Source organism: Micromonospora sp. CCTCC AA 2012012 (genome assembly GCF_040499845.1).
Taxonomy (GTDB): Bacteria; Actinomycetota; Actinomycetes; order Mycobacteriales; family Micromonosporaceae; genus Micromonospora; species Micromonospora mangrovi.
The window spans coordinates 6438560-6465346 of record NZ_CP159342.1 but is presented as its reverse complement, the minus strand read 5'-3'; the positions used below and the strand labels follow the sequence as shown (position 1 = coordinate 6465346).

24 protein-coding genes are annotated in these 26787 nt (G+C 73.5%); 11 read left to right on the top strand and 13 right to left on the bottom strand.

Annotated elements, in window-relative coordinates; genetic code table 11:
- Positions 1-29: 29 nt before the first annotated feature.
- Together ABUL08_RS29345 and ABUL08_RS29340 are read right to left on the bottom strand one after the other, a co-directional pair.
- Positions 30-1049 carry a 1-acyl-sn-glycerol-3-phosphate acyltransferase gene (locus tag ABUL08_RS29345; protein WP_350933292.1) on the bottom strand — a complete coding sequence of 340 codons (1020 nt, stop codon included), beginning with the start codon at positions 1047-1049 and terminating at the stop codon, positions 30-32.
- Complete coding sequence (locus ABUL08_RS29340) at positions 1049-1882, bottom strand: patatin-like phospholipase family protein (protein WP_350933290.1); 834 nt, start codon at positions 1880-1882, stop codon at positions 1049-1051. Before ABUL08_RS29340 ends, ABUL08_RS29345 begins: the two co-directional genes overlap by 1 nt.
- Before the next feature lie 177 nt (positions 1883-2059).
- Between ABUL08_RS29340 and ABUL08_RS29335 the strand changes: the two genes are divergently transcribed.
- The gene (locus tag ABUL08_RS29335) at positions 2060-3568 is read left to right on the top strand and encodes a serine/threonine-protein kinase (RefSeq protein WP_350933289.1); all 1509 of its coding nucleotides are present in this window, start codon (positions 2060-2062) and stop codon (positions 3566-3568) included.
- A gap of 3 nt (positions 3569-3571) precedes the next feature.
- Here ABUL08_RS29335 and ABUL08_RS29330 read toward each other — a convergent pair whose 3' ends face one another.
- The 9 genes from ABUL08_RS29330 to ABUL08_RS29290 all read right to left on the bottom strand — a co-directional run bounded on the left by ABUL08_RS29330 (position 3572) and on the right by ABUL08_RS29290 (position 12700).
- On the bottom strand, positions 3572-4627 hold the full coding sequence (locus ABUL08_RS29330; RefSeq protein ID WP_350938902.1) for a glycosyltransferase family 4 protein: 1056 nt from the start codon (positions 4625-4627) through the stop codon (positions 3572-3574).
- Between the two features lie 131 nt (positions 4628-4758).
- The gene (locus tag ABUL08_RS29325; RefSeq protein ID WP_350933288.1) at positions 4759-5430 is read right to left on the bottom strand and encodes a BON domain-containing protein; all 672 of its coding nucleotides are present in this window, start codon (positions 5428-5430) and stop codon (positions 4759-4761) included.
- A 199-nt stretch (positions 5431-5629) separates the two neighbouring features.
- A complete protein-coding gene (locus tag ABUL08_RS29320; protein ID WP_350933286.1) occupies positions 5630-7129 on the bottom strand; it encodes a S1C family serine protease in 1500 nt (499 codons plus the stop codon).
- A gap of 62 nt (positions 7130-7191) precedes the next feature.
- A complete protein-coding gene (locus ABUL08_RS29315) occupies positions 7192-8736 on the bottom strand; it encodes a sensor histidine kinase (protein ID WP_350933285.1) in 1545 nt (514 codons plus the stop codon).
- Positions 8733-9434, bottom strand: a complete 702-nt coding sequence (locus ABUL08_RS29310; protein WP_242794193.1) for a response regulator transcription factor — start codon at positions 9432-9434, stop codon at positions 8733-8735. Before ABUL08_RS29310 ends, ABUL08_RS29315 begins: the two co-directional genes overlap by 4 nt.
- 85 nt (positions 9435-9519) lie before the next feature.
- Positions 9520-10116 carry a PadR family transcriptional regulator gene (locus ABUL08_RS29305; RefSeq protein ID WP_350933284.1) on the bottom strand — a complete coding sequence of 199 codons (597 nt, stop codon included), beginning with the start codon at positions 10114-10116 and terminating at the stop codon, positions 9520-9522.
- Positions 10113-10949: a DUF4097 family beta strand repeat-containing protein gene (locus ABUL08_RS29300; RefSeq protein ID WP_350933283.1), complete on the bottom strand. Its 837-nt coding sequence runs from the start codon at positions 10947-10949 to the stop codon at positions 10113-10115. Before ABUL08_RS29300 ends, ABUL08_RS29305 begins: the two co-directional genes overlap by 4 nt.
- Positions 10950-11054: 105 nt before the next feature.
- Positions 11055-11921 (bottom strand): lysophospholipid acyltransferase family protein, encoded by an 867-nt coding sequence (locus ABUL08_RS29295; protein WP_350933282.1) that lies wholly within the window; start codon positions 11919-11921, stop codon positions 11055-11057.
- Positions 11918-12700, bottom strand: a complete 783-nt coding sequence (locus ABUL08_RS29290; protein ID WP_350933281.1) for a GNAT family N-acetyltransferase — start codon at positions 12698-12700, stop codon at positions 11918-11920. Before ABUL08_RS29290 ends, ABUL08_RS29295 begins: the two co-directional genes overlap by 4 nt.
- Positions 12701-12882: 182 nt before the next feature.
- Here ABUL08_RS29290 and ABUL08_RS29285 point away from each other — a divergent pair, with 182 nt between their 5' ends.
- The 8 genes from ABUL08_RS29285 to ABUL08_RS29250 all read left to right on the top strand — a co-directional run bounded on the left by ABUL08_RS29285 (position 12883) and on the right by ABUL08_RS29250 (position 23743).
- Complete coding sequence (locus ABUL08_RS29285) at positions 12883-13539, top strand: hypothetical protein (protein ID WP_350933280.1); 657 nt, start codon at positions 12883-12885, stop codon at positions 13537-13539.
- Positions 13540-13701: 162 nt separating this feature from the next.
- Positions 13702-14640, top strand: a complete 939-nt coding sequence (locus ABUL08_RS29280) for an ABC transporter ATP-binding protein (RefSeq protein WP_350933279.1) — start codon at positions 13702-13704, stop codon at positions 14638-14640.
- On the top strand, positions 14637-15458 hold the full coding sequence (locus ABUL08_RS29275; protein ID WP_350933277.1) for an ABC transporter permease: 822 nt from the start codon (positions 14637-14639) through the stop codon (positions 15456-15458). The genes ABUL08_RS29280 and ABUL08_RS29275 overlap by 4 nt, the downstream gene beginning before the upstream one ends.
- 248 nt (positions 15459-15706) lie before the next feature.
- A complete protein-coding gene (locus tag ABUL08_RS29270) occupies positions 15707-19453 on the top strand; it encodes a multifunctional oxoglutarate decarboxylase/oxoglutarate dehydrogenase thiamine pyrophosphate-binding subunit/dihydrolipoyllysine-residue succinyltransferase subunit (protein ID WP_350933276.1) in 3747 nt (1248 codons plus the stop codon).
- 91 nt (positions 19454-19544) lie between these two features.
- Entirely contained in the window at positions 19545-19724 is a 180-nt protein-coding gene (locus ABUL08_RS29265; RefSeq protein ID WP_350933275.1) for a DUF6104 family protein, read from the top strand.
- 72 nt (positions 19725-19796) lie between these two features.
- Entirely contained in the window at positions 19797-20501 is a 705-nt protein-coding gene (locus ABUL08_RS29260; protein WP_350933274.1) for a DUF998 domain-containing protein, read from the top strand.
- Positions 20502-20552: 51 nt separating this feature from the next.
- Positions 20553-22628: a phosphate acetyltransferase gene (gene pta, locus ABUL08_RS29255; protein ID WP_350933273.1), complete on the top strand. Its 2076-nt coding sequence runs from the start codon at positions 20553-20555 to the stop codon at positions 22626-22628.
- The gene (locus ABUL08_RS29250; protein ID WP_350933272.1) at positions 22625-23743 is read left to right on the top strand and encodes an acetate/propionate family kinase; all 1119 of its coding nucleotides are present in this window, start codon (positions 22625-22627) and stop codon (positions 23741-23743) included. The genes pta and ABUL08_RS29250 overlap by 4 nt, the downstream gene beginning before the upstream one ends.
- Before the next feature lie 15 nt (positions 23744-23758).
- Here ABUL08_RS29250 and ABUL08_RS29245 read toward each other — a convergent pair whose 3' ends face one another.
- Positions 23759-23929, bottom strand: coding sequence for a hypothetical protein (locus ABUL08_RS29245; RefSeq protein WP_350933271.1), 171 nt, complete (start codon positions 23927-23929; stop codon positions 23759-23761).
- Positions 23930-24101: 172 nt separating this feature from the next.
- On the opposite strand from ABUL08_RS29245, the gene ABUL08_RS29240 reads away from it, so the two are divergent.
- Together ABUL08_RS29240 and ABUL08_RS29235 are read left to right on the top strand one after the other, a co-directional pair.
- Positions 24102-24638: a nucleotidyltransferase domain-containing protein gene (locus ABUL08_RS29240; protein ID WP_350933270.1), complete on the top strand. Its 537-nt coding sequence runs from the start codon at positions 24102-24104 to the stop codon at positions 24636-24638.
- A gap of 67 nt (positions 24639-24705) precedes the next feature.
- Positions 24706-25671, top strand: a complete 966-nt coding sequence (locus ABUL08_RS29235) for an alpha/beta hydrolase family protein (RefSeq protein ID WP_350933269.1) — start codon at positions 24706-24708, stop codon at positions 25669-25671.
- A gap of 39 nt (positions 25672-25710) precedes the next feature.
- Here ABUL08_RS29235 and ABUL08_RS29230 read toward each other — a convergent pair whose 3' ends face one another.
- Positions 25711-26673, bottom strand: a complete 963-nt coding sequence (locus tag ABUL08_RS29230) for a zinc-binding dehydrogenase (protein ID WP_350933268.1) — start codon at positions 26671-26673, stop codon at positions 25711-25713.
- Positions 26674-26787: the final 114 nt, after the last annotated feature.

Sequence of the window (26787 nt, the reverse complement as noted above, 5' to 3'; positions counted from 1 at the left end):
ATCGGCTGTAGACCGGCGCGGCGCGCTACTCAGGCGGTGACGCCGTCCCGGTTCGCGGCGATCCACCGGTCGATCCGGGCCCACCAGTCGAAGAGCCAGTCGATGCGTTCCTGCCGGCCGGTCGGCACCTCCTCGGGCGGCACCGACCAGAAGCGCATCACGATCCGCTTGTCCATCGGCAGTTCCCGCCAGACGTCCGTCACGGTGAGCATCCGGTCCAGACCGGTGTGCGCGACGAAGATCACCCCGGCGTCGGGGGCGGCGTCCAGGGCGGCGAGCAGCCCGCCCGGCTGCGGGGCGAGCACGTGCTGCATCCGTTCCGCCCGCAACGCCATCCGCTCCAGGCCCAGCGTCCGCAGCCGGGCGATGGCCCGCAGCCGCCGGCCGGGGGTGAAGTTGCCCCCCTCCGGGAAGATCACGAACGCGTCGTCGTCGTCCAGGCCGGTGGCCAGGTGGCCGATCTGGCTGACCACGGTGTCCCGGCTGTCCGGCCCGGGCGCGATGAAGCGGTTGGGCAGCCGGTTCAGCAGGACGTCGATCGCCGGGTCCCACTGGAGGCTCTCCTTGAGCACGATCCGGGGCTCCCGGTGGAACCAGTTGACCAGGGCGTGGATGAGGATGAACGAGTCACCCGGCCCGGCGTGCCGGCAGAGCACCAGCTCCGGCCGGCCCGGCAGCGCGGTGTCCGGGTCCGTGCCGACCACGTCGATGCTCAGTCGCAGCGTCCAGCGCGCCTGCCAGAACATCACCCGCAGGAACCAGCCCGCCACCACGTAGTGGGCCCGCTGGAAGGCCGGTGAGCGTTTGCGGGCGCCGAAGCCGGACGCCAGCCAGAGAGCGAAGAGGACCAGCAGCGCCGCCGCGTCCCAGACCAGATAGACGGCGCCGATCCAGAGCAGCCGCAGGGGCCGCAGCCGGCCCGGCACCAGCGGCGAGGCAGCCAGCGCGACCAGCGCCCAGAGCGGCAGGGTGGTCACCACCGCGACCGCCAGCAGCACCACGCCGGGGGCGAGCAGCACCCGGCGTACCCAGTGCGGGGGCAGCGGCATCAGCGTTCCGACCGCGCGTCCAGATAGCGCCGGGAAGCGGTGTACGCGCGGCTGATCCGCCGCCCCACCGCCGCCATGTCCCGGTACGCCCACGGGCTGTCGTCGCGCGGCTCGCCGCCGCCGGTCGGCAGCACGTGCACCTCCACCCCGTCGGGCAGCGCCGCCATCTCCCGGGCGAACCGGTGCCGGCGGGCGATCTCGAAGGCCACCTGGGCGATCTCCCAGGGGCGGCGGGGCGGCGTCAGCTCCCGCTCGATCCGACCCACCTGGAGGACGAAGATCTGCTTCGCGCCGGCCGCGACCGCCTCCCCGATCGGGATGGAGTTGACGATGCCGCCGTCGATGTAGTGCTGGCCGTCGATCTGGGCCGGCGGCAGCAGGCCCGGCACCGAGGCGGAGGCGAGCACCGCCGGCACCAGCGGCCCGTCCTGGAACCAGTGCTCGGCCGCCCGCTCGATGTTCGCCGCGCAGCAGCGGAACGGCACCTTCAGGTCGGCGAAGGTGGTCTCCTCGCCCAGCTCGCCCTCCAGCAGCCGGCGCAGCGGCCGGGGCGAGTGCAGGTGGGTACGCGCCGCGAACCGGCGCAGCTGCCGCGCGACGGAGTCGCCGTACACCTCGCTGGCCTCGGGGGACGCCCAGAGCCGGACCAGCCGGTCGGTGACCGCCTCGGACGGGTCGGCGGCGACCAGGGCGCCGTTCACCGCCCCGATCGAGGTGCCCAGCACCAGGTCCGGCTTGATCTGGGCGCGGAACAGGGCACGGAGCATGCCCACCTCCACCGCGCCGAGCACTCCCCCGCCGCCGAGCACGAACGCCACCGGACCGCCATCCATGCCGTTCATCCTGGCACGCACCCCGCCGACCGGCCCGGTCCCACCACCGCGACCGGCCGCGACGGTCACCGCGGCGGGACGTCCCGTCGCGCTCCGCGACCGGGGATCGGACAGCCGTTGACAGGCCGGACACATTCCCGCAACCTGATAGCGCTCCCAAGCCCAGGCAGGTGCGATGTGAAGGCGTCACTGCACGCCGGCAGGTTACTGGCCCGCAGGTACCGGCTCATCGACCAGATCGGGGCCGGCGGCATGTCGGTGATCTGGCGGGCCCGCGACGAGGTGCTGGACCGGATCGTCGCGCTGAAGGTGCTCGCCCCGTCGCTCGCCGCCGACGCCCGCTTCCGGGACATGGTCCGCGAGGAGGCCCGCTCCGCCGCCCAGCTGGTGCACCCGCACGTCACCTCCGTGCACGACTACGGCGAGACCCTCGCCCCGGACGGCACCATCACCTCGTTCGTGGTGATGGAGCTGCTCAGCGGGGAGGAGCTGGAGGACCGGCTCACCGAGGGGCCGCTGCCCTGGCCGGCGGCGGTCGAGATCGGCGCCCAGGTGGCCGAGGCGCTCGCCGCCGCGCACCGGCTCGGCATCGTGCACCGCGACATCACCCCGGCCAACGTGATGATGACCCCGGTCGGCGCCAAGGTGCTGGACTTCGGCATCGCCACCCGGGTCGGCGCCCCCGACGAGGACGAGGACGGCGGCACCTTCGGCACCCCGGCGTACGTGGCGCCGGAACGGCTGGACGGGGCGCCGGCCCAGCCCGCCACCGACATCTACTCGCTGGGAGTGCTGCTGCACGAGACGCTGACCGGGCAGGTGCCCTATCCGGCGGACACCTGGGAGCAGCTCGGCGCCGCGCTGGAGTCGGGCGACCCGCCGTCGCTGGACGGCGTACCGGGGCTGCCGTCGCCGGTGGCCGAGATCTGCCTGCGCTGCCTGTCCCGCGACCCGCGGCGGCGGCCGACCGCCCACCAGGTCGCCCTGGTGCTGCGCGACCAGCTCCTGCCCGCCGACCCGCAGGCCGCCACGATGCTCTCGCCGACGGTGACCCTGCCGGCGCTCACCGCGCCCGCACCGACCGCCACCACGGCGACGACGCTGCCCTCGCCCGCGTCGACCGGGCCGGCGGGCGGCGTGGCGGCGGCCGGCGCGGGCCGACGACGGGCCACCGCCGGCCGCCGCTGGCCCGTGCCGGCGGTGCTGGCCGCCGTCGTGGTGGCCGTCGCGGCGGCGCTGCTGGCGCCGGCGCTGCTGCGCGACGAACCCCGACCGCCGCAGGTGCTTCCCACCTACGACCCGATCGTGCCTCCCACGACGGCGTCCCCGACCGCCGTCGAGACCGGGACGGCGTCCTCGTCCGCACCCCCCACCCGGGTCCGGCCACCCGTGGTGACCAGCAGCCCGCCCGCCCCGCCCGGCGGCACGGTGGTGGAGGCGGCGGACCGGGTCGACGGGCTGATCGAGGAGGGCCTGAGCGCCGGTCAGATCCGCAGCGACGTCGGCATCGACCTGCGCAACCTGCTCCGCATCGCCGCCAACGCGACGAACCAGGCCGACCTGACGGTCGCGGTGGCCCGGCTCCGCGACAAGATCGTCGAACGGCGGCGGGAGGGCAGCGTCAGTCCGGCGTACGCCGGCCGACTCGACGCCGCCGCGGCGGAGCTGGGCGCCGCCCGGACCTGACCCTCAGCGGGCCGCCAGCCGGACCGGCTCCCGCAGGTGCCCGGCGGAGCCGGCGGCGACCCGTCGGTAGATCGCCTCGTAGCCGAAGGCCATCCGCTCGACGGAGAAGTTCTCCGCGATGTGCGCCACGCAGGCCGCCGGGTCCAGCCCGACCGACTCGCGCAACGCCGCCGGCAGCTCGTCGGCGCTGTCGCAGAGCAGCCCGCTCACCCCGGGACGGACCAGCTCCGGCACCGCTCCGCGGCGCAGCGCCACCACCGGGGTGCCGGTCGCCATCGCCTCCAGCATCACCATGCCGAACGGTTCCTCCCACTGGATCGGCATGATCAGGCACCGAGCCTCCAGCAGCAGCCGGAAGGTCGCCTCCCGGTCGGCGTTCAGCACGAGGGTGACGTCCTCGTCCAGCAGCGGCTCGACCACCTGCTGGAAGTAGCGGCGCTCGGCCGGCTCGTTGCACTTGCCGGCCAGGATCAGCGGCAGCCCGGCCGCCCGGCAGGCCCGGATCGCCACGTCCGGCCCCTTGTCGGGGCTGAACCGGGCCAGCCAGAGCACCGGCCCCCGGGAGGGCACCCGCTTGTGCGGGAAGTCCGCCGTCGGCATCGCGTTGTGCACCGTCCCCGCCCAGGGCAGCCCCGGGTTCGCCCGGCGCTGGGTGTGCGAGATGGCCACCAGACCCACCCCGTGGTCCGTGTCGCTCAGCACGGTGCCGTACTCGCCGACCGGGTTGCCGTGCACGGTGGCCACCGTGGGCACCGCGCGCCGACCGGCCACCAGCGGGCCGATCGTGGTGTGGTCGTGGATCACGTCGAAGTCGGCGGCGGTGACGAGCTGGTTGACCCGGGCCAGGTGGGCCAGCTCGGGCAGCGACTCGCCGAGGCGGTCGTACTGGAGGTCCGACACGGTGGAGACGAAGTGGGCGGCCGTGCCGTGGTCCCGGCCGGCACCGAAGACGGTCACCGCGTGGCCGTGCCCGACCAGGGCGTCCACCAGTCCGGCCACCACCTGCTCCAGGCCGCCGTAGCCGGGCGGCGGCACCGAGAGCCACGGCGGCACCACCATCGCGATCCGCAGCGGGTCCCCACGTACCCGGTCCGGCGGCGGTGGATTTCCGGCCACGAGCCCTCCTGTGTCGGTGCCGACGTGATCGGCGGGGTCTTCCCCGCCCCGGTGGCGGTAAACGGTCACCCGGCTCAGCCGGCCACGACGATCCGGTCGTGCACCTCACGGACGCCCGGGGTGGACCAGGCCGCGCGTTCCGCCTCGTCCCGCTGCCACCAGGAACGCACCACCCCGGTCAGCACCACCGTGTCGCCGGTGACCCGGATGTCGATCCGTTCGGTGCCGGTCCGCCGGATCAGCACCCGCGCCAGGTCCCGGCGGGTCTGCTCGTCGCTCGGCGGGGCCGACGCGCGCACCTCCACCAGGTTGGTGATCCCGCGTACGCCCCGCAGCCGGCGCAGCTCCCGCTCGGCGGTACGCCGCTGGAAGCCGTACTCGACCTCGCCGCGGAGCATCAGCCAGCCGTCGGCAACGGTGACGTCCAGCCGCTCGGCGGGGACGAAGCTGTCCCACTCCAGCGCCCGGCTCGCCGCGATGGCGATGTCCGCGTCGGTGCGCTCGTCGGTGCCGGGGAGGCGTACCTCGAGCTGGCTGGCCACCGCGCGGACGCCGCGCACCCGGTGCGCGCAGCGCTCGGCCGCCCAGCGTCGGGCGTAGCTGTCCACCCAGCCGGTCAGCGCGACCACCCCGTCGGCGACGGTCACCCCGATCTCGGCCGGCCGGGTCTGCGCGTCCCAGTCGAGTTCGTCCAGCACGTCCCGCTGGATCTGCGGATCGGTACGGACGGCGGCTGCGGTGGTCATGGTGTCCCCTCCCGGTGCGGTGCTCCGTCGAGGGTGCCGCCGGTCGGGGTGAACCCGACTCACCCGGTCGGGGTGAACCGGGCACGGAAAGGCGGCGGCCGCCGGACCAACCCCCTTGGTCCGTCAGCCGCCGCCCGGGACGGGCACCAACCCCCTTGGTCCCGTCACCCGCCGCCCAGGGGAGGCAGGTCCGTATCCGTTAGGACGTCTCAGCGAGCGTCACGGTTGCCGTCTGCGTCGAACCGTTTCGCTTGTATTCCACCTCGACCCGGTCGCCCACCTTGCCGGCCTGCACGGCGCCGACCAGATCGTTGGAGTCGTTCACCGGCTTGTCACCGAACTTGGTGATCACGTCACCCCGCTGGAGGCCGGCCTTCTCGGCGGCACTGCCCGGGGCGACCGCCGCGACCAGCGCCCCGCCGTCCTCGGCGGCGTTGACGCTGACCCCGAGCGAGGGGTGGCTGATCTTCTCGCCGCGCTGGAGCTTCTGGGCCACGTCCTTGGCCTTGTTGCTCGGGATCGCGAAGCCGACGCCGATGTTGCCGTTGCTGCCCTGCCCGGCGGTGGCGATCGCGGTGTTGATGCCGATCACCTCGCCTCGGGTGTTGACCAGGGCGCCACCGGAGTTGCCCGGGTTGATCGGCGCGTCGGTCTGGAGCAGCCCGGAGATCGAGCTGGCGCCCTGCTGCGAGTTCTGCTGCTGCTCGCCGCCCTCACCGGCCCGGATGGTCCGGTCCCGGGCGCTGAGGATGCCGGCCGTGACCGAGCCCTGGAGGCCGAGCGGGCTGCCCAGGGCGAGCACCTGGTCGCCGACCTGCATCCCGTCGCTGTCACCGAACTTCGCCGCCTTGAGACCGCTGACCCCGCTGGCCTTCACCACCGCCAGGTCGGTCTTCGGGTCGGTGCCGACGATCTTGGCCTGCGCGCTCTTGCCGTCGGCGAAGACCACCTTGACCGTGTCCCCGCTCGCGGAGGCGACCACGTGGTTGTTGGTCAGCACGTAGCCGTCGGCGCTGAGGATCACCCCGGAGCCCTCACCACTGTCGGTCATGATCGTGACGATGCTGTCCTGGACCGACGCGGCGATCTTGGGCAGGTCGGCGCTGTTGAGCACCGGCGCCGCCGAGTAGGTGCGGGTCACCCCGCCGGAGTCGCCGTCCAACCCGAGCGCGAGCGCGCCACCGGCCACGCCGGAGCCGAACATCAGCGCCAGCACCAGGGCGCCCGCGCCGACGAACTTGGCCGCCCGGCCCGGACGGGCCGGCGCCGGGCCGTGCGCCCACGGCTGGCCGGCGAGGTGCGGCGGGTACGGCTGTCCGGGGTACGACTGGCCCGGGTACGGCTGCTGCCCCTGGTACTGCGGCAGCGGCCCGGTGCCGTGCGGCGGGTACCCGGGGGCCTGCTGCGCCCCGCCCGTCCAGCCGGTCTGCTGCTGACCGCCGTACCAGGGCTGCTGCCCCTGGTAGGGCGGAGCGGACGGGGTGGCCGCCTGCGGCGCGTACGGGTCGGCGGGTGGGGTGCCCGGGGTGGCGGCGGTTCCGGCAGCCGGGGAGTCGGCCGGAACCGGGCCGCCGGCCGGAGCAGCGGCGGTGGGGCCGGACTGTGCGTCCTCGACGCGGGACAGCTCGGCGGTGGGCTGCGACGGCTCGGCGTCCGTGGGAGCCGGCCGACGCTGGGGGTCGGTCTCGTACTCGGTCATGTGTCCACCTTCTCCGTTCGCACTGCGATCAGCCTGGAATCGGCCTGGAAGTTTCCTGAAAGTCACTCCGTGTCGTCCGGCGCGTCGGGCAGCAGCGGCAGCCGGACCCGGAAGGTCGCGCCCCCGCCGGGGGTGCCGGTCGCCTCGACGGTGCCGTGGTGCGCGGCCACCAGCGCCGCGACGATGGCGAGCCCCAGGCCGGTGCTGGTCGGCCCGCCGGCCCGCCGGGTACGCGCCGCGTCCGCCCGGTAGAACCGCTCGAAGACCCGTTCGGCCTGCTCCGGGGTCAGTCCCGGACCGGTGTCCGCCACCTCGATCACCGCCAGGTTGCCCGGCTCGGTACGCAGCCGCAGGGTCACCGAGGCGTCCGGCGGGGTGTGGGTGAGGGCGTTGGTCATCAGGTTGCCGATCACCTGGCGCAGCCGGGCGTCGTCACCGAGCACCACCAGCGGACCGGCGCCCGGCTGGATGTCCAGCTCGATCCGGCGCTCCGGGTCGACCGCCCGGGCGGCCTGCACCCCGTCGGAGGCGAGCACCGGCAGCTCCACCGGCGCCAGCGTGATCGGGCGTTCCCGGTCCATCCGGGCGAGCAGCAGCAGGTCCTCCACGAGCAGCCCCATCCGGGCCGCCTCGTCCTCGATCCGGCGCAGCAGACCGGCGGTCTGTTCCGGCTGCCGGGCCGCGCCCTGCCGGTACAGCTCCGCGAAGCCCCGGATGGTGGTCAGCGGGGTACGCAGCTCGTGCGAGGCGTCCGCGATGAACTGCCGCATCCGCTCCTCGGACCGGCGTGCCCGGGCCTCCGATGCCTGGGCCGAGACGGCGGCGTCCCGGGCGCTGACCTCGGCGCTGCGGGCCGCCGCCTCGGAGGCGGCCCGGGCGGTGAAGGCCGCCTCGATCTGGGCCAGCATCGCGTTCAGCGCCCGGGCGAGCCGACCCAGTTCCGAGGTGGGACAGGGGTGGCCGTCCTCGGGGTCGGGGACCCGTCGGGTCAGGTCACCGCCGGCGATGGCCGCGGCGGTGCGCTCGATGTCCACCAGCGGCTTCAGGCTGGTCCGGACGATCGCCGCGCCGACCGACGCCAGGATCAGCAGCACCGCCCCGCCGACCAGGAGGTCGATCCAGAGCAGTTGCCGGACGGCCAGGTCGACGTCGTTCATGTTCTGCCCGATGGCGACATACGTGTCGCCGTTGACCTGCCGGACCATGAACCGCCAGCGAACCCGCTTGTCCGCGCCCTCGGTGCTGAAGGCCGACTGGTTGGCGTGTTCCAGGTACCAGTCTGCCTTCTTCAGTCCCGCGGGCAGATCGTCCGCAACCAGAGACTTGTCGCGGGCGATGATGGCGATCTGAGTCGTGCGATTCCACTGACTGACCACGTAGTCCGTCGGGAGACTGTTCGGGTTGTTCTCGTTGACCACGATGCCCCGGTCGAGTTGATCGCTCAGCTCCCCGTCGACCCGGCCCACCAGGTAGTCGTGCAGAAAGTAGGCGGTGGACACGCTGATCACCACCAGCGCGCCGGACACCAGGGCGAGCACCGAGGCGACCAGCTTCACCCGGAGGGGTACGCCTCGCAGCCAGCCCTTCGCCTGTTGGACCGTGTTCACGCCGCCGGCTTGCGCAGCACGTAGCCCACTCCGCGCAGGGTGTGGATCAGCCGGGGCTGGGTGTTGTCGACCTTGCGCCGCAGGTAGGAGATGTAGGACTCGACGATGTTGTCGTCGCCCCGGAAGTCGTAGTTCCAGACGTGGTCGAGGATCTGCGCCTTGGACAGCACCCGGTTGGCGTTCAGCATCAGATAGCGCAGCAGCTTGAACTCGGTCGGCGAGAGCTGCACCCGCTGGCCGGCCCGGTGCACCTCGTGGGTCTCCTCGTCCAGCTCCAGGTCGGCGAAGGTGAGCCGGGACGGCGCGTGCTCACCGGTGGCGGTCCGCCGCAGCACGGCCCGGATCCGGGCGGTCAACTCCTCCAGGCTGAACGGCTTGGTGACGTAGTCGTCGCCGCCCAGGGTCAGCCCGCGGATCTTGTCGTCGGTGGCGTCCCGGGCGGTCAGGAAGACCACCGGGGTACGCGTACCGCCCTCGCGGAGCATCCGGATGACCTCGAAGCCGTCCAGGTCGGGCAGCATGACGTCGAGCACCACCAGGTCGGGCCGGTGGTCCTTGGCGGCACTCAGCGCCGCGCTGCCGCTCATCGCGGTCGCCACGTCGAACCCCGCGAAGCGCAGGCTCGCGGAGAGCAGTTCGAGGATGTTCGGGTCGTCCTCGACGACGAGCAGTCGGGCCTCGGTCTGGGTAGCCGCCATGGGCCCCATCATCCGCGCTCTGGCTGCGGCTGCGCTGGGCGGTTCCTGGAAACAACCTGTGAGCCGCCGCCCCGGCGGCCACGGCTCAGCGCAGCAGCCGGCGCAGCCCGTCCAACGCGCCGTCGAGCACCCGGATGGCGGTCCGCAGCTGGGTGTCGCTGAGCCGGCCGGCCCGGACCAGCGCGCCGACCTCGACGGTGAACGCGGCGAGCCGCTGGTCGAACTCGGCGAGCAGGGGCGCCTCCCCGTTCGGCGGCCGGGTGGGCGGCGGCTCCCAGCGGGTCCGGCGGGTCTGCCGGGTGGCCTCGCGCAGCTCACGCTTGAGGTCGCGGACCGAGCCACGGACCTCGGTCTGGATCTCGCCGGCCAGGGCGGAGAGATCCTGCACGGAGGCGGTGATGTCGCTCTCCAGCGTGGCCAGCTCGTCGGCGCGCTGCCGCAGCTCGGCCCGGCCCGCCTCGGTGATCTCATAGACCTTGCGTCCGCCGGCGGCGGTGTGGGTGACCAGCCCCTCGACCTCCAGGCGTTGCAGCCGGGGATAGATGGTGCCGGCGCTCGGCGCGTACAGGCCGAGGAAGCGGTCCTCCAGCAGCCGGATCAGCTCGTAGCCGTGCTTGGGGCCGTCGTCGAGCAGCTTGAGCAGATAGAGCCGCAGCCGCCCGTGGCTGAACACGGCGGTCACGGCAGTCCCCCCTCGGCGTCGGTACCCTCGACCGGGCGGGCCAGCAGGGCGATGCTGCCGGAGGTCGCGGAGGCCCAGAGCTTACCGTCGCCGCCGCCGAGCACCCCGTGGCTGTCCTTCACCGCGCCGAACCCCGCCGCGCCGCCGACCTGCGGGAAGCCGCTGGTGATCCGGCCGGAGGTGGTGTGCAGGTGGACGGCGAGGTCGCTGTCCTGGCGGACCCGGACGGTGATGCCGCCGGAGATGGTGCTGAGCCGGATCTCGCTGTGCCGGGGGTTGTCCAGGTCGCAGGTGATCGCGCCGGAGACGGTGTTGGCGTGTACCCGGTCGGCCGCGCTCTCGGCGAGGATCACCTCGCCGGAGACCGTCTCCAGGGTCAGGTCGCCGGAGACGCCGAGCGCCTCCACCGGCCCGGAGATGACCTTCGCGGCGGTCCGGCCGCGCAGCCCGCGCAGGGTGACCTGCCCGGAGGTGACGTCGACCTGGGTGTCCCGGCGCAGCCCGGAGACGACCAGCGCGCCGTCGACCAGCCGCAGGTCGGCCTGGACCTCGGCCGGTACGGCGATGGAGACCTCGGCGCGGAACCGGCGGCCGAGCTGCCCGAGCCACCAGGCGAGTCCGGGCCAGCGCGGCGGGTGCGGGTGGCGGACGACGAGCGTGCCGTCCTGGTGCTCGACGATGACGGGCCGGCTGCTGACCCGGGTGACGTCGACCCGGGCCGGGCCGTCGGTGGCGACGACGTTGAGCCGCCCGGTGATGAGCCGGACGTCGAGCCGGGTGACCGGCTCCTCCAGGGTGAGTCGTTGCGGGCTGTCGACCGTCCAACTGGCCATGGCCGTCCTCCTCTCGTCGACGCGCCGCTGCGGCACGTCGGGTGACGAGGAGAGCGTAACGCGATACATCGCGACTGAACAAGACTGTTACGTGTCGCGGATCCGTCAGGCGGCCACCCCCCGCGGGATGGACGGGGCCGGGGACCGCCGGGCCCGGGCCGGCACCAGGTGCACCGCCGACTCGGCGGCCCGGGCCAGCAACCGCCGGTCCGCGTCCGCCGTCGGGTGCAGCGCCGCGCCCACCGCCACCGAGACGGTCAGGTCGCGGGCCGCCAGCACCCGGCGTACCGAGGCCCAGAGGGTCTCGTCGCCGAGGAAGGCGGCGGCCGTGGTGACCGCGTCGCCGTCCGCGTACCGGTAGCCGATCCGCAGCGGCACCACCGGCGCCCCGGCGTCGATCGCCGCCTGGAACATCGCCGGCCGAAAACCCCCACCCGGCCGGCAGCCCGCGGCCTCGCCGCACCAGGTCGTACCCTCCGGGAAGACCGCGACCGGACGGCCGCCGCGCAGCGCGGCGGCGATCCGGGCCACCGTGGCCGGCAGCTCGCGGGGCCGGGCCCGGTCCACGAAGACCGTGCCGGCCGCTGCGGCCAACGCCCCGACCAGCGGCCAGCCGCGCACCTCGCGCTTGGCCAGCAGCCGGGCCGGCGACACCGCCAGCACCGCCAGCACGTCCAGCCAGGAGACGTGGTTGGCGACCAGCAGGGCCCGCCGCCGCGGCAGCCGGCCCCGCACCACCAGCCGCACGCCCAGGGCGCGCAGCGTCGTCCGCGCCCAGCCGCGCAGCACCGCGTCCCGCTCCCGGGCCGGCAGCACCGGCAGCAGCACGACCGTCGCCACCCCGACCAGCAGCATCCCGAGTACGCCCACCAGCCGGCCCACCCGACGTCGGGTCGGCACGGCCGGCTCCCCGGCGATCGGCAGGCAGTCCGGCCCGCAGCCGGAGACCGGCCGCCAGAGCGCCGCGGTCACGACCGCTCACCGCCGCCGAGGAAGTGCCGCAGATAGCGGGGGTTCATCCGGTCCAGCGAGAAGAGGACGTAGAAGTCGGCCACCCGGAAGTCCGGGTCGTACGCCGGCTCGCCGGCCACCCACGCGCCGAGCCGCAGGTAGCCGCGGAGCAGCGGCGGGATCAGCGCCCGGTGCCCGGCCGGGGCGGACCCCACCGGGCCGACGGTCGCCGACGGCTCGGCGAACCAGGGCCGCCGGGGGCGGACCCGCAGCGGCGGCGGGGCCAGGTGCCGGGCGACGACCTGGGCCCACACCTCGGCCGCCGCGACGCCGCCGTCGGCGACCGGCACCGACGCGCAGCCGCCGAGCCAGCGTGACCCGCGCAGGTGCAGATAACGGGTCAGACCCGCCCACATCAGGTTGATCACCGCGCCGGTGCGGTGGTCCGGGTGCACGCAGGAGCGGCCGGTCTCCACCAGGTCGTCACGGAGCGGGTCGAGCGCGGTGAGGTCGAACTCGGCGTCGGCGTACCGCCGGTCGGTCCGGCCCGGCGGCAGCAGCCGGTACGTGCCGACCACCTCGCCGGTGCGGTCGGAGACCACCACCAGGTGGTCGCAGTGGGCGTCGAAGTCGTCGGTGTCCAGCCCGACGGCGGCCGGGCGCAGGGTCGCGCCGAGTTCGGTGGCGAACACCTCGTGGCGCAGCCGCTGCGCGGCCACGACCAGTGCCGGGTCGTCGGTGATCAGCAGGGTGTATCCGCTGGTCGTCAGGGATGTGCCAGCGGCGTGCAGAACGGCCATGGGATCTGTGTAAGGGCCTCGGGTTGCCGGCTGCGGGGGTGAGGGGTGTCGATCCGGTGAACGCCAACCGGCGCGCACGATGGGGCGGGACGGCCCGCGACGCGACGACGGCGCCCGGCGTGCGAGGCTGCCCGGACGGGCCCCGGCGACGCGGCCGGCCGCCCGGACCACCCGGAGGACACATGATCATCGAATCGCGCTTCGCCGGCCCGCCGGGCTCGGGCAACGGCGGCTGGAGCGCCGGGGTCTTCGCGGCGACGCTCGACGACCGCGGACCGGTCGAGGTGACCCTGCGCCGGCCGCCGCCGCTGGAGACCCCGCTGACCGCCCACGACGGCGAGATCCGCGACCCGGACGGCACGGTCGTCGCCCAGGTACGCCGGGTCGAGCCGTTCCGGGCGGTGGTGCCACCGGTGGACCGGGCGACGGCCGAGGCTGCCTCGACGGCGTACCCCGGGCTGGTGGACCATCCCTTTCCCGGCTGCTATGTCTGCGGCCCGGAGAACCCGCACGGCCTGCGGATCTTCCCCGGCCGGCTGCCGGACGGCCGGACCGCCGCGCCGTTCGACGCCCCCGACCCGGTGGTCCCGGCGACGGTCTGGGCCGCGCTGGACTGCCCCGGCGGCTGGGCCGTGATCGCCCCCGGCCGCCCGTACGTCCTCGGCCGGATCGCCGCCGTGGTCACGGCGCTGCCCGAGCCGGGTGACGCGTGCGTGGTGACCGGCGCGACGGTCGGCGGCGCGGGTCGCAAGGCGGAGGTGCACTCCAGCCTGTACGGCCCCACCGGGACGCTGCTCGGCTGGGCGCGGGCCACCTGGATCGCGCTGCCGGCGGCCTGACGTCTCATCCCTGCGGATGATCACCTCCTGCCCGGGACGGAGGCCCGACTCCGGACAGCGCCCGATTGACCTGCTTGCACGGCCTTGCCAGGCTGTCCGTCGGCGCCCCCGCAACGGCGCCCCAGCGGCGCGCTCCGCGCGTCGCGGCAGGAGAGGAGAACGATGTCCGACGGGCAGTGGAGCCCCAACGCCGGTACCGGCCAGATCGTGGTGTCCGGACTGACCAAGCAGTACAAGAACGTCCGGGCGGTGGACGACCTGTCCTTCACCGTCGAGCCGGGGCGGGTGACCGGCTTCCTCGGCCCGAACGGCGCCGGCAAGACGACCACCCTGCGCATGCTGCTCAACCTGGTCGCCCCGACGGCCGGTGGCGCGACCATCGGCGGCCACCGGTACGCCGACCTGACCGACCCGCTGCGCTCGGTGGGCGCGGTGCTGGAGGCCTCCAGCGCGCACAAGGGCCGCACCGGCATCAACCACCTGCGGGTGATCTGCGCGGCGGCCGGCCTGCCCCGCAGCCGGGCCGACGAGGCGCTGGCCCTGGTCGGGCTGTCCCCGGCGGCGAAGCGCAAGTTCAAGGGCTACTCGCTCGGCATGAAGCAGCGGCTCGGCATCGCCGCCGCGATGCTCGGCAACCCGCAGGTGCTGATCCTCGACGAGCCGGCCAACGGCCTCGACCCGGAGGGCATCCGGTGGATGCGCGGCTTCCTCAAGGGACTCGCCGCCGAGGGTCGTACGGTGCTGGTCTCCAGTCACCTGCTGTCGGAGATGCAGCTGCTCGCCGACGACGTGGTGATCATCGCGGCCGGCAAGCTGGTCCGGCAGGGCCCGGTGGAGCAGGTGATGGGGTCGATGACCCACGGCGGCCAGGTGCGGGTCCGCACCCCGCAGGCGGCCGAGCTGACCGCCGCGCTGCAGGAGCAGGGCGCCACGGTCACCACCGGCGAGCACGGCGGGCTGCTGGTCACCGGGGCGGACGCCCCGACGGTCGGCCGGGCCGCGCTGGCCGCCAAGGTGGAGCTGCACGAGCTGACCGCCGAACGACCCGACCTGGAACGGGTCTTCCTGGAACTGACGGCCGGAAAGGCGGACATCCGATGAACCTCGTCCGATCCGAGCTGCTCAAGATCCGTACGACCAGCACCTGGTGGATCTTCGGTCTGATCACGTTGCCGCTCTGGGGCGTGGCCATGCTCCTGAACTGGTTGGGGGCCGCGACGGCCACCGGCGCGAACGGCGACGTGCCGGCGGACCAGGCCGACCAGATCCAGGCGGCGGCCAGCGCCGACAGCCTGGCCGCCAACGTCTACACCAACGGTCAGTTCCTCGGCCTGATGATCGTGATGCTGCTGGGCATCGTCGTGGTGACCAGCGAGTTCTTCCACCAGACGGTGACCACCACGTTCCTCACCGCGCCGCACCGCACCGCCGTGATGCTGGCCAAGCTGGCCGCCGCGGGCGTCCTGGCGCTGCTCTTCTGGCTGGTCACCACGCTGCTGAACCTGGTCGTCGGTCCGCTGGTGCTGCACGCGGTGGACGTCGGGCCGCAGCTCGGCAGCGGCGCGGTCTGGCGGGCCATCGGCCTCAACGCGCTGGCCTACCTGCTCTGGTCGGTGCTGGGGGTCGGGCTCGGCGTGCTGATCCGCAGTCAGATCGGCGCCACGGTGACCGGCATCCTGCTCTATCTGGGCGGCACCATCGGCGCCGGCATCGCGCTGAGCCTGCTGGCCGCGAAGTTCGGTGACTGGATCAACAAGCTCCAGCTGCTGGTGCCGTCGCTGGCGTCGGGGCTGATGGTGAGCGGCGCCGACATCCCGGGGCAGCCGCCGCGCTGGGCGGGGGCCGCGGTGCTGATCGGGTACGCCGTGGTCGCCGGGGCGATCGGCGTGCTGACCATCCGGCGGCGCGACATCTCCTGACACCGCCGTGTCGCAACGGCCCCGGGGCGCGCGCCCCGGGGCCGTTGCGCGTCTAGCAGGAGTCGACCGGGCACGCAGCGTTTGCCGAACTTCTGGCATCTTCTGTGAAACGGACCACCAGCCGGAGGCGAGAATGCCGGCGGCATTCGCACGGCGTAGCCTGGGGACCGTCTCCCGTGCGCTGCTATTCCGGCACCGGCGGACACCGCGTGACAAACGAACCCGCGTGAAAGAGGCGATTACCGGCCGTGTCGACCCAGCAGACTTCGCAGGAGAACCCACTGGCGGGTTTCGGCCCGAACGAGTGGATCGTCGAGGAGATGTACCAGCGCTACCTCGCCGACCCATCGAGCGTTGATTCGGCCTGGCACGACTTCTTCGCCGACTACCGACCCGCGCCCGGCGCCGCGCCCGCGCGCCCCGCCGACGGCCAGGCCAAGCCGGCCGCCCGGCCCGAGCCCGCCGAGCAGCAGGAGGCCGTCGCCTCCGTCGCCCAGCCGGCCGCCGAGAAGCCGGCCGCGAAGGCCGCCCCGGCGCCCGCCACGCCGGCCCCGGCGAAGCCGGCCGCCGCCAGGCCCGTCGCCGAGAAGCCGGCCGCGAAGGCCGCCCCGGCGCCCGCGAAGCCCGCCGCCAAGGCGCCGACCGCGAGCGCCGCCGGCACCACCCCGCTGCGCGGCGTGGCTGCCAAGATCGTCCAGAACATGGACGCCTCGCTGGCCGTGCCGACCGCCACCAGCGTGCGCGCGGTCCCGGCCAAGCTGCTGGTGGACAACCGCATCGTCATCAACAACCACCTGGCTCGCGGCCGTGGCGGCAAGGTCAGCTTCACCCACCTCGTCGGGTACGCGATGGTCCGGGCGCTGGTCGAGCACCCGGAGATGAACAACTCCTTCGCCGAGGTCGACGGCAAGCCGGCGATGGTCCGCCCGGAGCACGTCAACCTGGGCATCGCCATCGACCTGACCAAGCCGGACGGCTCCCGCAACCTGGTGGTGCCCTCCATCAAGGGCTGCGAGCAGATGGACTTCCGGCAGTTCTGGCAGGCGTACGAGGACGTGGTCCGGCGCGCCCGCCGCAACGAGCTGACCATGGAGGACTACTCCGGCACCACGATCTCGCTGACCAACCCGGGTGGCATCGGCACGGTCCACTCGATCCCGCGCCTGATGCAGGGGCAGAGCGCCATCATCGGCGTCGGCGCGATGGAATACCCGGCGCCGTACCAGGGCATGAGCGAGGCGACCCTCGCCGAGCTGGCGGTCAGCAAGATCATCACGCTGACCAGCACCTACGACCACCGGATCATCCAGGGCGCGCAGTCCGGCGAGTTCCTCAAGGTGATGCACGAGCTGCTGCTCGGCGAGCGCGGCTTCTACGACCAGATCTTCACCTCGCTGCGCATCCCGTACGAGCCGGTGCGCTGGGTGCGGGACGTGGCGGTCGACTCCGAGGGTCAGATCAACAAGACCGCGCGGGTGCACGAGCTGATCCACGCGTACCGGGTGCGCGGCCACCTGATGGCCGACACCGACCCGCTGGAGTTCAAGATCCGGAAGCACCCGGACCTGGACGTCCTCCAGCACGGGCTGACCCTGTGGGATCTGGACCGGGTCTTCCCGGTCAACGGCTTCGCCGGCAAGCAGCGGATGAAGCTGCGCGAGATCCTCGGCGTGCTGCGCGACTCGTACTGCCGCCGGATCGGCATCGAGTACATGCACATCCAGGACCCGGAGGAGCGGCGCTGGATCCAGGAGCGGATCGAGCGCAAGTACGAGAAGCCCAGCCCGGAAGAGCAGAAGCACGTGCTCAACCGACTGAACGCCGCCGAGGCCTTCGAGACCTTCCTCCAGACCAAGTACGTCGGCCAGAAGCGCTTCTCGCTGGAGGGTGGCGAGTCGCTGATCCCGCTGCTGGGTGAGGTGCTGGAGTCGTCGGCCGAGGGCGGGCTGGACGAGGTCGTCATCGGCATGGCCCACCGGGGCCGGCTCAACGTGCTGGCCAACGTCGTCGGCAAGCCGTACGAGAAGATCTTCTCGGAGTTCGAGGGGCACCTCGACCCGCGCTCCACCCAGGGCTCCGGGGACGTGAAGTACCACCTCGGCCAGAACGGCAAGTTCACCACCCCGGACGGCGAGCACGCGGTCAAGGTGTCGGTGGTGGCGAACCCGTCGCACCTGGAGGCCGTGGACCCGGTGCTGGAGGGCATCGTCCGGGCCAAGCAGGACCGGATCGACCTCAAGCTGGAGGGCTACACCGTCCTGCCGCTGGCGGTGCACGGTGACGCCGCCTTCGCCGGCCAGGGCGTGGTCGCCGAGACGCTCAACCTGTCCCAGCTGCGCGGCTACCGCACCGGCGGCACCGTGCACGTGGTGGTCAACAACCAGGTCGGCTTCACCACCGCCCCGGAATACAGCCGCTCCAGCCTCTACAGCACCGACGTGGCCCGGATGATCCAGGCGCCGATCTTCCACGTCAACGGCGACGACCCCGAGGCCGTGGTCCGGGTCGCCCGGCTGGCCTTCGAATACCGGCAGGCGTTCAACAAGGACGTCGTGATCGACATGGTCTGCTACCGCCGGCGCGGCCACAACGAGGGCGACGACCCCTCGATGTCCAACCCCCAGATGTACAAGATCATTGACTCGAAGCGCTCGGTGCGGAAGCTCTACACCGAGGAGCTGATCGGTCGGGGCGACATCACCGTGGAGGACGCGGAGGAGCTGCTGCGCGACTACCAGTCGCAGCTGGAGCGGGTCTTCAAGGCCACCCGGGACGCCGCCACCACGCCGCGTCAGCTCAGCCGGCCCAAGCGCGAGGACGAGCCGGAGCCGCAGGTCGACACCGCCACCGACGCGTCGGTGGTCAAGGCGATCGGCGAGGCCCACGTCAACCTGCCGGAGGGCTTCACCCCGCACAAGCGGATCCAGCAGCTGCTCGACCGGCGGGCGAAGATGTCCGTCGAGGGCAACATCGACTGGGGCTACGGCGAGATCATCGCGTTCGGTTCGCTGCTGCACGACGGGGTCACCGTCCGGCTCGCCGGGCAGGACTCCCGCCGGGGCACCTTCGTCCAGCGGCACGCCTCGGTGGTCGACGCGAAGACCGGAAACGACTACCTGCCGCTGAAGTCGCTCACCGGCGACGGCGAGCGGTCCCGCTTCTTCGTGCACGACTCGCTGCTGAGCGAGTACGCCGCGATGGGCTTCGAGTACGGCTACTCGGTGGAGAACATCAACGCGCTGGTCTGCTGGGAAGCGCAGTTCGGTGACTTCGTCAACGGCGCCCAGTCGGTGATCGACGAGTTCATCTCCTCCGGTGAGGTGAAGTGGGGCCAGCGCTCCGCGGTCACCCTGCTGCTGCCGCACGGCCACGAGGGCCAGGGCCCGGACCACACCTCCGGTCGCCCGGAGCGCTTCCTCCAGCTCTGCGCCGAGGACAACATGCGGGTGGCCATCCCGACCACCCCGGCGAACTACTTCCACCTGCTGCGCCGCCAGGCCCTGTCGCCGAAGCGCAAGCCGCTGGTGGTCTTCACGCCGAAGTCGCTGCTGCGGCACAAGCTCTGCGTCTCGCAGGTGGAGGACTTCACCACCGGCACCTTCCAGCCGGTCCTGGCCGACCCGGCGCCGGAGCAGGTGAAGCGGGTGCTGCTCTGCACGGGCAAGGTCTACTACGACCTGTTCCAGGCGCGGGCCGAGCGGGGCGTCACGGACACCGCGATCATCCGGATGGAGCAGCTCTATCCGCTGCCCGTCGAGGAGGTCCGGGCCGCCCTGGCGCAGTACCCGAACGCCGAGGACTTCGCCTGGGTGCAGGAGGAGCCGGCCAACCAGGGTGCCTGGTCGTTCGTGGCGCTCAACCTGCTGGAGCACCTCTCCGAGGTGCGGCTGCGCCGCATCTCCCGGCCCGCCGCCGCCGCTCCGGCGGTCGGCTCGGCCAAGCTGCACGAGGTCGAACTGAACGCGCTGATCGAGGCGGCTCTCCCCCGCCCGTGACCTGACCGCACCACCAGCACCGGGGCAGCGACCGTGACGACGGCCGCTGCCCCGATTGCGTGACCACCCTGTTGTGAGAGAGGACGGACGCATGTACTTCACCGACCGCGGTATCGAGGAACTGGTCGAGCGCCGGGGCGAGGAGCAGGTCAGCCTGGAGTGGCTGGGCGAGCGCCTGCGGGACTTCGTCGACCTCAACCCGGAGTTCGAGACCCCGGTCGAGCGTTTCGCCACCTGGCTCGCCCGCCTCGACGACGAGGACGAGGACTGACCGTCACCGCTTGACGCCGACGGGTCAGGGGCGTCAACTGACCGGAGGCGCGCCGGACGACAGGAGGCGGACGTGGAGCCCGGAACCCGCAAACCGCCGCAGGACGCGGTGACCGTCCGCCGACTGCGTCTCGGCGTCGGCGCCGTCGGCATCGCACTGCCGGTCGTGCTGATCGTGGGCCACCTCCTGGTCGCCCGCCGACCCGTCCTGCTCGACTCGCTCAGCGGCTACTACCACTCCGAGCTGCGGGACGTCTTCGTCGGCGCCCTCTGCGCGATCGGGGTGTTCCTGATCAGCTACCGCTACCGCCGGCCGGACGACGTGCTGAGCACCGTCGCCGGCCTGCTGGCGATCACGGTGGCCCTCTGCCCCACCACGGTCGGCGTGCCGGCCGCCAGCACGGACGGCACCGACCGGACGGTCGGCGTGCTGCACCAGGTGGCCGCCGCCGCCCTCTTCCTGCTCCTCGCCGTCTTCTGCCTCTTCCTCTTCACCCGGCCGGACCGGGCCGGGGTGCCGCCCTCCCGTGCGGCCAACCGGTTCTACCGCGCCTGCGGCCTGCTCATCCTGGTGGCGATCGGGCTCGCGCTGGCCAGCGCCGTGCTGCCCGCGGACGTCCGGCACACGCTCAAGCCGGTGCTGTGGTGCGAGACCGTCGCCGTGATCGCCTTCGGGGCGGCGTGGGTGGCGAAGAGCGACGCGCTCCTGCGCTCGGCCGAACTCCCGGACGAGCCGCCGGTCGACGCCGGCCCGGTCGTCACGCCCGCCGCCTCCTGACCGGGGGCCCGGGCACAAGGACCCGGGCGGGTCGACCCGCGATCTTGTAGCGTGGTCGTCGTGGCCCGCAGCGTCTATGTGACCAGCGTGGGGTCCGGCGGGGGGAAGTCGACCATCGCCCTCGGCCTCGCGGAACTCCTCTCCCGGCAGGTGGACCGGATCGGCGCGTTCCGGCCGCTGGTCTCCGGCACCGGACCCGATCCGATCCTCGCCCTGCTCACCGACCGTTACCGGGTGGAGCTGCCGGTCGACGACCTGCACGGCAGCAGCTACGCCGAGGCGAACGCGCTGGTCGCCGACGGGCGACGGGAAGAGCTGATCTCCCGCATCGTCGAGCGCTACCGGGACGTGGAGCGACGCTGCCCGGCCGTCGTCGTGGTGGGCAGCGACTTCGCCGACGGGGACGGGGCCGGCCCGCGTGAGCTGGCCTTCAACGCCCGGCTGGCGACCGAGTTCGGCAGCGTGGTGGTGCCCGTGATCGACGGGTACGGCCAGGAGCCGGAGGCGATCGAGGCGGCGGCGCGCGGGGCGTACCACGATCTGGCGGACCTGGGCGCGACGGTGCTGGCGGTGATCGCCAATCGGGTGCCGGGGCCGATGACGCTGCCCGAGCTGCCCGTGCCGACGTACGCCATCCCGGAGGTGCCGACCGTGTCGGCGCCGACGGTGGCCGAGGTGGCGGCGGCGCTCGGCGCCACCCTGCTCGCCGGTGACGACGCGGCGCTCGGCCGGGACGTGCTCGACTACGTGGTCGGCGCGGCGCACGTGCCGACCCTGCTCGACCACCTGACCGAGGGCGCGCTGGTGATCACCCCCGGCGACCGGGCCGACCTGCTGGTCGCGGCGAGCGCCGCGCACGTCGCCGGGCAGGTGTCGGTGGCCGGCCTGGTGCTGACCCTCGGCGAGCAGCCCGACCCGCGGGCGATGCGGCTGGTCGAGGGGCTGAACACCGGGCTCGCGGTGCTCTCCGTGGCCAGCGACAGCTATGACACGGTCGCCGCGTCCAGCCGGATCGAGGGGCGGCCCAGCGCCGAGAACCCGCGCAAGGTCGAGGCCGCGCTCGGCGCCTTCGAACGCTGCGTGGACACCGTCGACCTGGCCCGCCGGCTGCGGGTCAGCCGCAGCGAACGGGTCACCCCGCTGATGTTCGAGTACGACCTGATCGACCGGGCCCGGTCGGCCCGGCGCCGGCTGGTGCTGCCGGAGGGCGCCGAGGAGCGGATCCTGCGCGCGGCGGAGATCCTGCTGCGCCGGGGCGTCGCCGACCTGACCCTGCTCGGCCGCCCCGACGACATCGCCCGACGCACCCGGGAACTCGGCATCGACGTCGGCGACGCCGAGGTGGTCGACCCGCAGACCAGCCCGTGGCGCGACGAGTTCGCCGAGGCGTACGCGAAGCTGCGCGCCCACCGGGGCGTCACCGTCGAACTGGCCCACGACATCGTCGCCCAGCCCAACTACTTCGGCACGATGATGGTGCAGACCGGCCACGCCGACGGCATGGTCTCCGGGGCCACCCACACCACGGCCGCCACCATCCGTCCCGCGTTCGAGATCATCCGGACCGTGCCGGGCGTCTCCGTCGCGTCCAGCGTCTTCTTCATGCTGCTCGCCGACCGGGTGCTGGTCTATGGCGACTGTGCCGTCAACCCCGACCCGGACGCCGCCCAGCTCGCCGACATCGCGATCTCCTCGGCCGACACGGCGGCCCGGTTCGGCATCGAGCCGCGGGTGGCGATGCTGTCGTACTCCACCGGCAGTTCCGGGGCGGGCGCGGACGTGGAGAAGGTCGCGGCGGCCACGAAGCTGGTCCGCGAGCGCCGCCCGGAGCTGCTGGTCGAGGGCCCGATCCAGTACGACGCGGCGATCGACCCGCAGGTCGCGGCGACGAAACTGCCCGACAGCGAGGTGGCGGGCCGGGCGACGGTGTTCATCTTCCCGGACCTCAACACCGGCAACAACACGTACAAGGCGGTGCAACGCTCGGCGGGGGCGGTGGCGGTCGGCCCGGTCATGCAGGGCCTGCGGCGGCCGGTCAACGACCTGTCCCGGGGCGCGACCGTGCCCGACATCGTGAACACGGTCGCGATCACCGCGATCCAGGCGTCCGCCGGGGAGGCGTCATGAGCCGGGTTCTCGTGCTCAACTGCGGGTCGTCGTCGGTGAAGTACCGCCTCTACGACGGTGAGACGATCCGCGCCAAGGGCACGGTCGAGCGGGTCGGCGAACCGGGCGGCGGTCCGGCCGACCACGAGACGGCGGTCCGGCAGATCCTGGACGGGCTGGACCTGGCCGGGCTGGACGCGGTCGGGCACCGGGTGGTCCACGGCGGGCGGCGCTTCACCCAGCCGGTCGAGATCGACGACGCGGTCTTCACCGCCATCGAGGAGCTGGTGCCGCTCGCCCCGCTGCACAACCCGGCGAACCTGGCCGGCATCCGGGTGGCCCGGGAGGCGTTGCCCGACGTGCCGCAGGTGGCCGTCTTCGACACCGCGTTCCACCACACGCTGCCCGAGGCCGCCGCCACGTACGCCATCGACCGGGAGACCGCCCGGCGGTACGACATCCGCCGCTACGGCTTCCACGGCACCTCGCACGCGTACGTCTCGAAGCGCACGGCGGAGCTGCTGGACCGCCCGTACGGAGAGCTGAACACGATCACCCTGCACCTCGGCAACGGGGCGAGCGCCTGCGCGGTCGAGGGGGGCCGGAGCGTGGCCACCTCGATGGGCATGTCCCCGCTGGAGGGCCTGGTGATGGGCACCCGCAGCGGCGACCTCGACCCGACGATCATCTTCCACCTGCGCCGCGAGGCCGGGATGGCCGTCGACCAGATCGACGACCTGCTCAACCACCGCAGCGGCCTGCTCGGCCTGACCGGGGTGAACGACATGCGCGAGGTGCTGGCCCGCCGGGCGGACGGGGACGCCGCGGCGGCGCTCGCCTTCGACGTCTACCGCCGCCGGATCACCGGCTACGTCGGGGCGTACTACGCCCTGCTCGGGCGGGTCGACGCGATCACCTTCACGGCCGGGGTGGGCGAGCACTCCCCCGAGGTCCGGGCAGCTTCGCTGGCCGGGCTGGAGCGGCTCGGCGTCGCCGTGGACCCGGCGCGCAACGAGGGCAGCGGCGACCGGGTGATCTCACCGGACGGCGCGGAGGTGGCGGTCTGCGTGATCGGCACCGACGAGGAGCGGGAGATCGCCCGGGAGACCCGGGCCGTGGTGGCGGACCACCACTGACCCGGGATCGTCGGCTCAGCCCAGTGCGAGCCAGGCGACGACGGCCACCACCAGCACCACGGCCACGCCGCCGAGGATCAGCGGCAGCCGGTTCGGGGCGGCGGCCGGAGCGGCGGCCTCGCGGGCGTCCACGAAGGCACGGAACTGCTGGGTGTTGCCGCTCGGGTCGGTGTAGTTCTCAGCCATGCCGGTGACCCTAGCGAAACCGGTCGGCACCGACCGCCCCGCCGGGCCGCGCCGGGCAGGTCGGATCCGGGCGGCCGAGCCGGACCGACCGGGTGGCGACCACACCGGGTCCGGACGGTGGACGCCCTCGACCGGCACCCCGCACGTACGGGGGGACGGTAGCGTCCGGTGGATGGACATCGACGGGCTGCCCGGGCGGCAACTGGCGGCGATCGACGAGGTGGTACGCGTCGCCCGGGCGGCCGGGATCGCGGTGTGGCTGCGCGGCGGCTGGGCGATGGACTTCCACCTCGGCGAGGTGACCCGGCCGCACGTGGACGTCGACTGGTACTGCTGGCGGGCCGACGCCGACCGGCTCGCCGCGCTGCTCACCGCCCGGGGCTGGCGACCCGACCCCCGGATGCCGGTGGCGACGCAGCTCGACCTGCTCCGCGACGACGTCGAGCTGAGCGTCGCCTACCTCGACCGGGACGCCGCCGGGCGGGTGGTGGTGGGCGCCGGGCCGTGGACGGGGACGCCGCTGCCGGACGGCATGCTGGACGCCCCGCCCGGCCGGATCGGGGCGCTCACCGCACCGGTGATCGCGGTGGCCGCGCAGATCGAGTTCAAGGAGATGTTCCCGGTCTGGATGCCGGAGCGACCCCGCCGCCCGAAGGACACCACGGACCTCGCCCGGCTGCGCGCCGCCCGGCCCGCCGAGCCGAACTGATCTCGTGGAGCTGTGCCGCCGGTCGAACTCCGGCCGACTCTACGGATCGCGAGGCACAATCGTCTTCATGCTCCGAAGCCGTACCCCCGCCCTGGTCGCCGCCGCGCTGCTCACCGTCGGTCTGGCGGGCTGCTCGACCGACGCCGCGCCGGCCCCGCGCAGCGCCCCGGCCGGGCCGCCGAAGGCGACCACCCCGGCCCCCCGGGTGCCCGCCGGGCACGCCCCGACGGAGTCCTTCGCGGTCGGCGTACGCCAGTTGACGCTGAACCGGGGCGGTGACCGCGCCCTGCCGGTGACCGTCTGGTATCCGGCCGAGGGTGCGGCGGGCGGCGCGGCGAAGCGCGGGGTACGGGCCGCCGACGGCCGGTTCCCGGTGGTGATGTTCAGCCACGGGCTGGGCGCCCGGCCGGAGGACTACCAGGTGCTGCTGGCCCGCTGGGCGGCGGCCGGTTTCGTGGTCGCCGCGCCCCGGTTCCCGCACACCGGCGCCGGTGGGGACGGCAACGTGCTCGACGTGCTCAACCAGCCGGCCGACGTGTCGTACGTGCTGACCCGGGTGCTCGCCCTCGACGCCGAGGCCGGCGATCCGCTGAAGGGCCGGCTGGCCACCGACCGGGTCGCCGCGGCCGGGCACTCGGCCGGCGGGGTGACCACGATCGGGCTCTTCACGGCGGGCCGGGACGAGCGGTTGGACGCCGGGGTGGTCTTCGCCGGCACCGGGCTCGGGGTCGGCACCGCCTTCGCCGGGGCCGCCGCCCCGCAGCTCTTCGTGCACGGCGAGGCCGACGAGGTGGTGAACTACGCGGCCGGCAAGGCGGTCTACGACGCGGTGCCGTGGCCGAAGGCCATGCTGAGCCTGCCCAAGGGCGACCACGGTCGGGCCCTGCTCACCGACGGCAAGGCGCTGCGGGTGGTCTCCGACACCACCGTCGAGTTCCTCCGCTGGACCCTCTACGGCGACGCGGCGGCGAAGGAGCGCCTCCCCGCCGACGCCGCCCGCGGCAACCTCGCCACCCTCGACGACCACCTGTGAGCAGAGGGCCCCTGCCGTCGGGGCCCCCTGCTCACCGGCTCAGGCGGTGTGGTCGATGACGATCTTGCCGAAGACCTCGCCGGAGGCGAGCCGGGCGAAGGCCTCCTCGATACGGCTGAACGGGACCACGCTGTCGATCACCGGGCGTACCTCGTGCTCGGCGCAGAAGGCGAGCAGCTCGGTCAGCTCGGCGGGGGTGCCCATCGAGGTGCCCAGGATCTCCAGCTGCATGGCGAAGACCCGCCGCAGGTTGACCTTGGGCTCGTGACCGCTGGTGGCCCCGGAGACCACGATCCGGGCCATCGGCGCGGCCGACTTCATCGAGTGCTCGAAGGTGGCCGCGCCGACCGTCTCGATCACCACGTCGACCCGTTCGGGGAGCCGGGCGCCGGGCTCCAGCGCGGTCGCCCCCAGCTCGGTGATCCGCTCCCGCTTGGCGGCGTCGCGGCTGGTCGCGTACACCCGCTTGCCGAGCGCCACGGCGAGCGCGACGGCCGCGGTCGCGACGCCGCCGCCCGCCCCCTGGACCAGCACCGACTCGCCCTCGTCGATCCGGCCCCGGGTGGTGAGCATCCGCCACGCGGTCAGCCAGGCCGTGGGCAGGCACGCCGCGTCGGCCGCCGCCAGGCCGGTCGGCAGCGGCAGCAGGTTCATCCGGGGTACGGCCACCCGCTCGGCGAAGGTGCCCTGGAAGTGCTCGGAGAGGATGGAGACCCCGCGCGGGTCACCCGGGGTGGGGACGACCGGATAGATGACCACCTCGTTGCCGTCCGGGTCGGTGCCGACCGCGTCGCAGCCCAGGATCATCGGGAGCTGGTCGGCGGTGAGCCCGACGCCGCGCAGCGACCAGAGGTCGTGGTGGTTGAGCGAGCTGGCCCGGACCTGCACGGTGACCCAGTCGTCCTGGGGATGGGTCGGCTCGGGACGGTCGCCGACGGTGAGCGCGGTGAGCGGGTTGTCGGCGTCGAAGGCCGAGGCATAGGCGGCACGCATGATCCGCACCGTAACAACCCCCACGCCCCCACACACAGCCCCTCCGGCGAGTCACCCCGTACCCCGCGCCCGTACCTCGACGGTCCGAACCCACCCACCCGCCGCCCGCACCAGCCCGCCGCC

Bases quoted from the DNA above. Each gene is read 5' to 3' on its own strand.
- ABUL08_RS29300 (WP_350933283.1), bottom strand. From the start codon at position 10,949: ATGGCCAGTTGGACGGTCGACAGCCCGCAACGACTCACCCTGGAGGAG.
- ABUL08_RS29250 (WP_350933272.1), top strand. From the start codon at position 22,625: ATGAGCCGGGTTCTCGTGCTCAACTGCGGGTCGTCGTCGGTGAAGTAC.
- ABUL08_RS29340 (WP_350933290.1), bottom strand. From the start codon at position 1,882: ATGGATGGCGGTCCGGTGGCGTTCGTGCTCGGCGGCGGGGGAGTGCTC.
- ABUL08_RS29310 (WP_242794193.1), bottom strand. From the start codon at position 9,434: ATGGCGGCTACCCAGACCGAGGCCCGACTGCTCGTCGTCGAGGACGAC.
- ABUL08_RS29345 (WP_350933292.1), bottom strand. From the start codon at position 1,049: ATGCCGCTGCCCCCGCACTGGGTACGCCGGGTGCTGCTCGCCCCCGGC.
- ABUL08_RS29235 (WP_350933269.1), top strand. From the start codon at position 24,706: ATGCTCCGAAGCCGTACCCCCGCCCTGGTCGCCGCCGCGCTGCTCACC.
- ABUL08_RS29265 (WP_350933275.1), top strand. From the start codon at position 19,545: ATGTACTTCACCGACCGCGGTATCGAGGAACTGGTCGAGCGCCGGGGC.
- ABUL08_RS29285 (WP_350933280.1), top strand. From the start codon at position 12,883: ATGATCATCGAATCGCGCTTCGCCGGCCCGCCGGGCTCGGGCAACGGC.
- ABUL08_RS29290 (WP_350933281.1), bottom strand. From the start codon at position 12,700: ATGGCCGTTCTGCACGCCGCTGGCACATCCCTGACGACCAGCGGATAC.
- ABUL08_RS29330 (WP_350938902.1), bottom strand. From the start codon at position 4,627: ATGGTGGTGCCGCCGTGGCTCTCGGTGCCGCCGCCCGGCTACGGCGGC.
- ABUL08_RS29325 (WP_350933288.1), bottom strand. From the start codon at position 5,430: ATGACCACCGCAGCCGCCGTCCGTACCGATCCGCAGATCCAGCGGGAC.
- ABUL08_RS29280 (WP_350933279.1), top strand. From the start codon at position 13,702: ATGTCCGACGGGCAGTGGAGCCCCAACGCCGGTACCGGCCAGATCGTG.
- ABUL08_RS29275 (WP_350933277.1), top strand. From the start codon at position 14,637: ATGAACCTCGTCCGATCCGAGCTGCTCAAGATCCGTACGACCAGCACC.
- ABUL08_RS29245 (WP_350933271.1), bottom strand. From the start codon at position 23,929: ATGGCTGAGAACTACACCGACCCGAGCGGCAACACCCAGCAGTTCCGT.
- ABUL08_RS29320 (WP_350933286.1), bottom strand. From the start codon at position 7,129: ATGACCGAGTACGAGACCGACCCCCAGCGTCGGCCGGCTCCCACGGAC.
- ABUL08_RS29240 (WP_350933270.1), top strand. From the start codon at position 24,102: ATGGACATCGACGGGCTGCCCGGGCGGCAACTGGCGGCGATCGACGAG.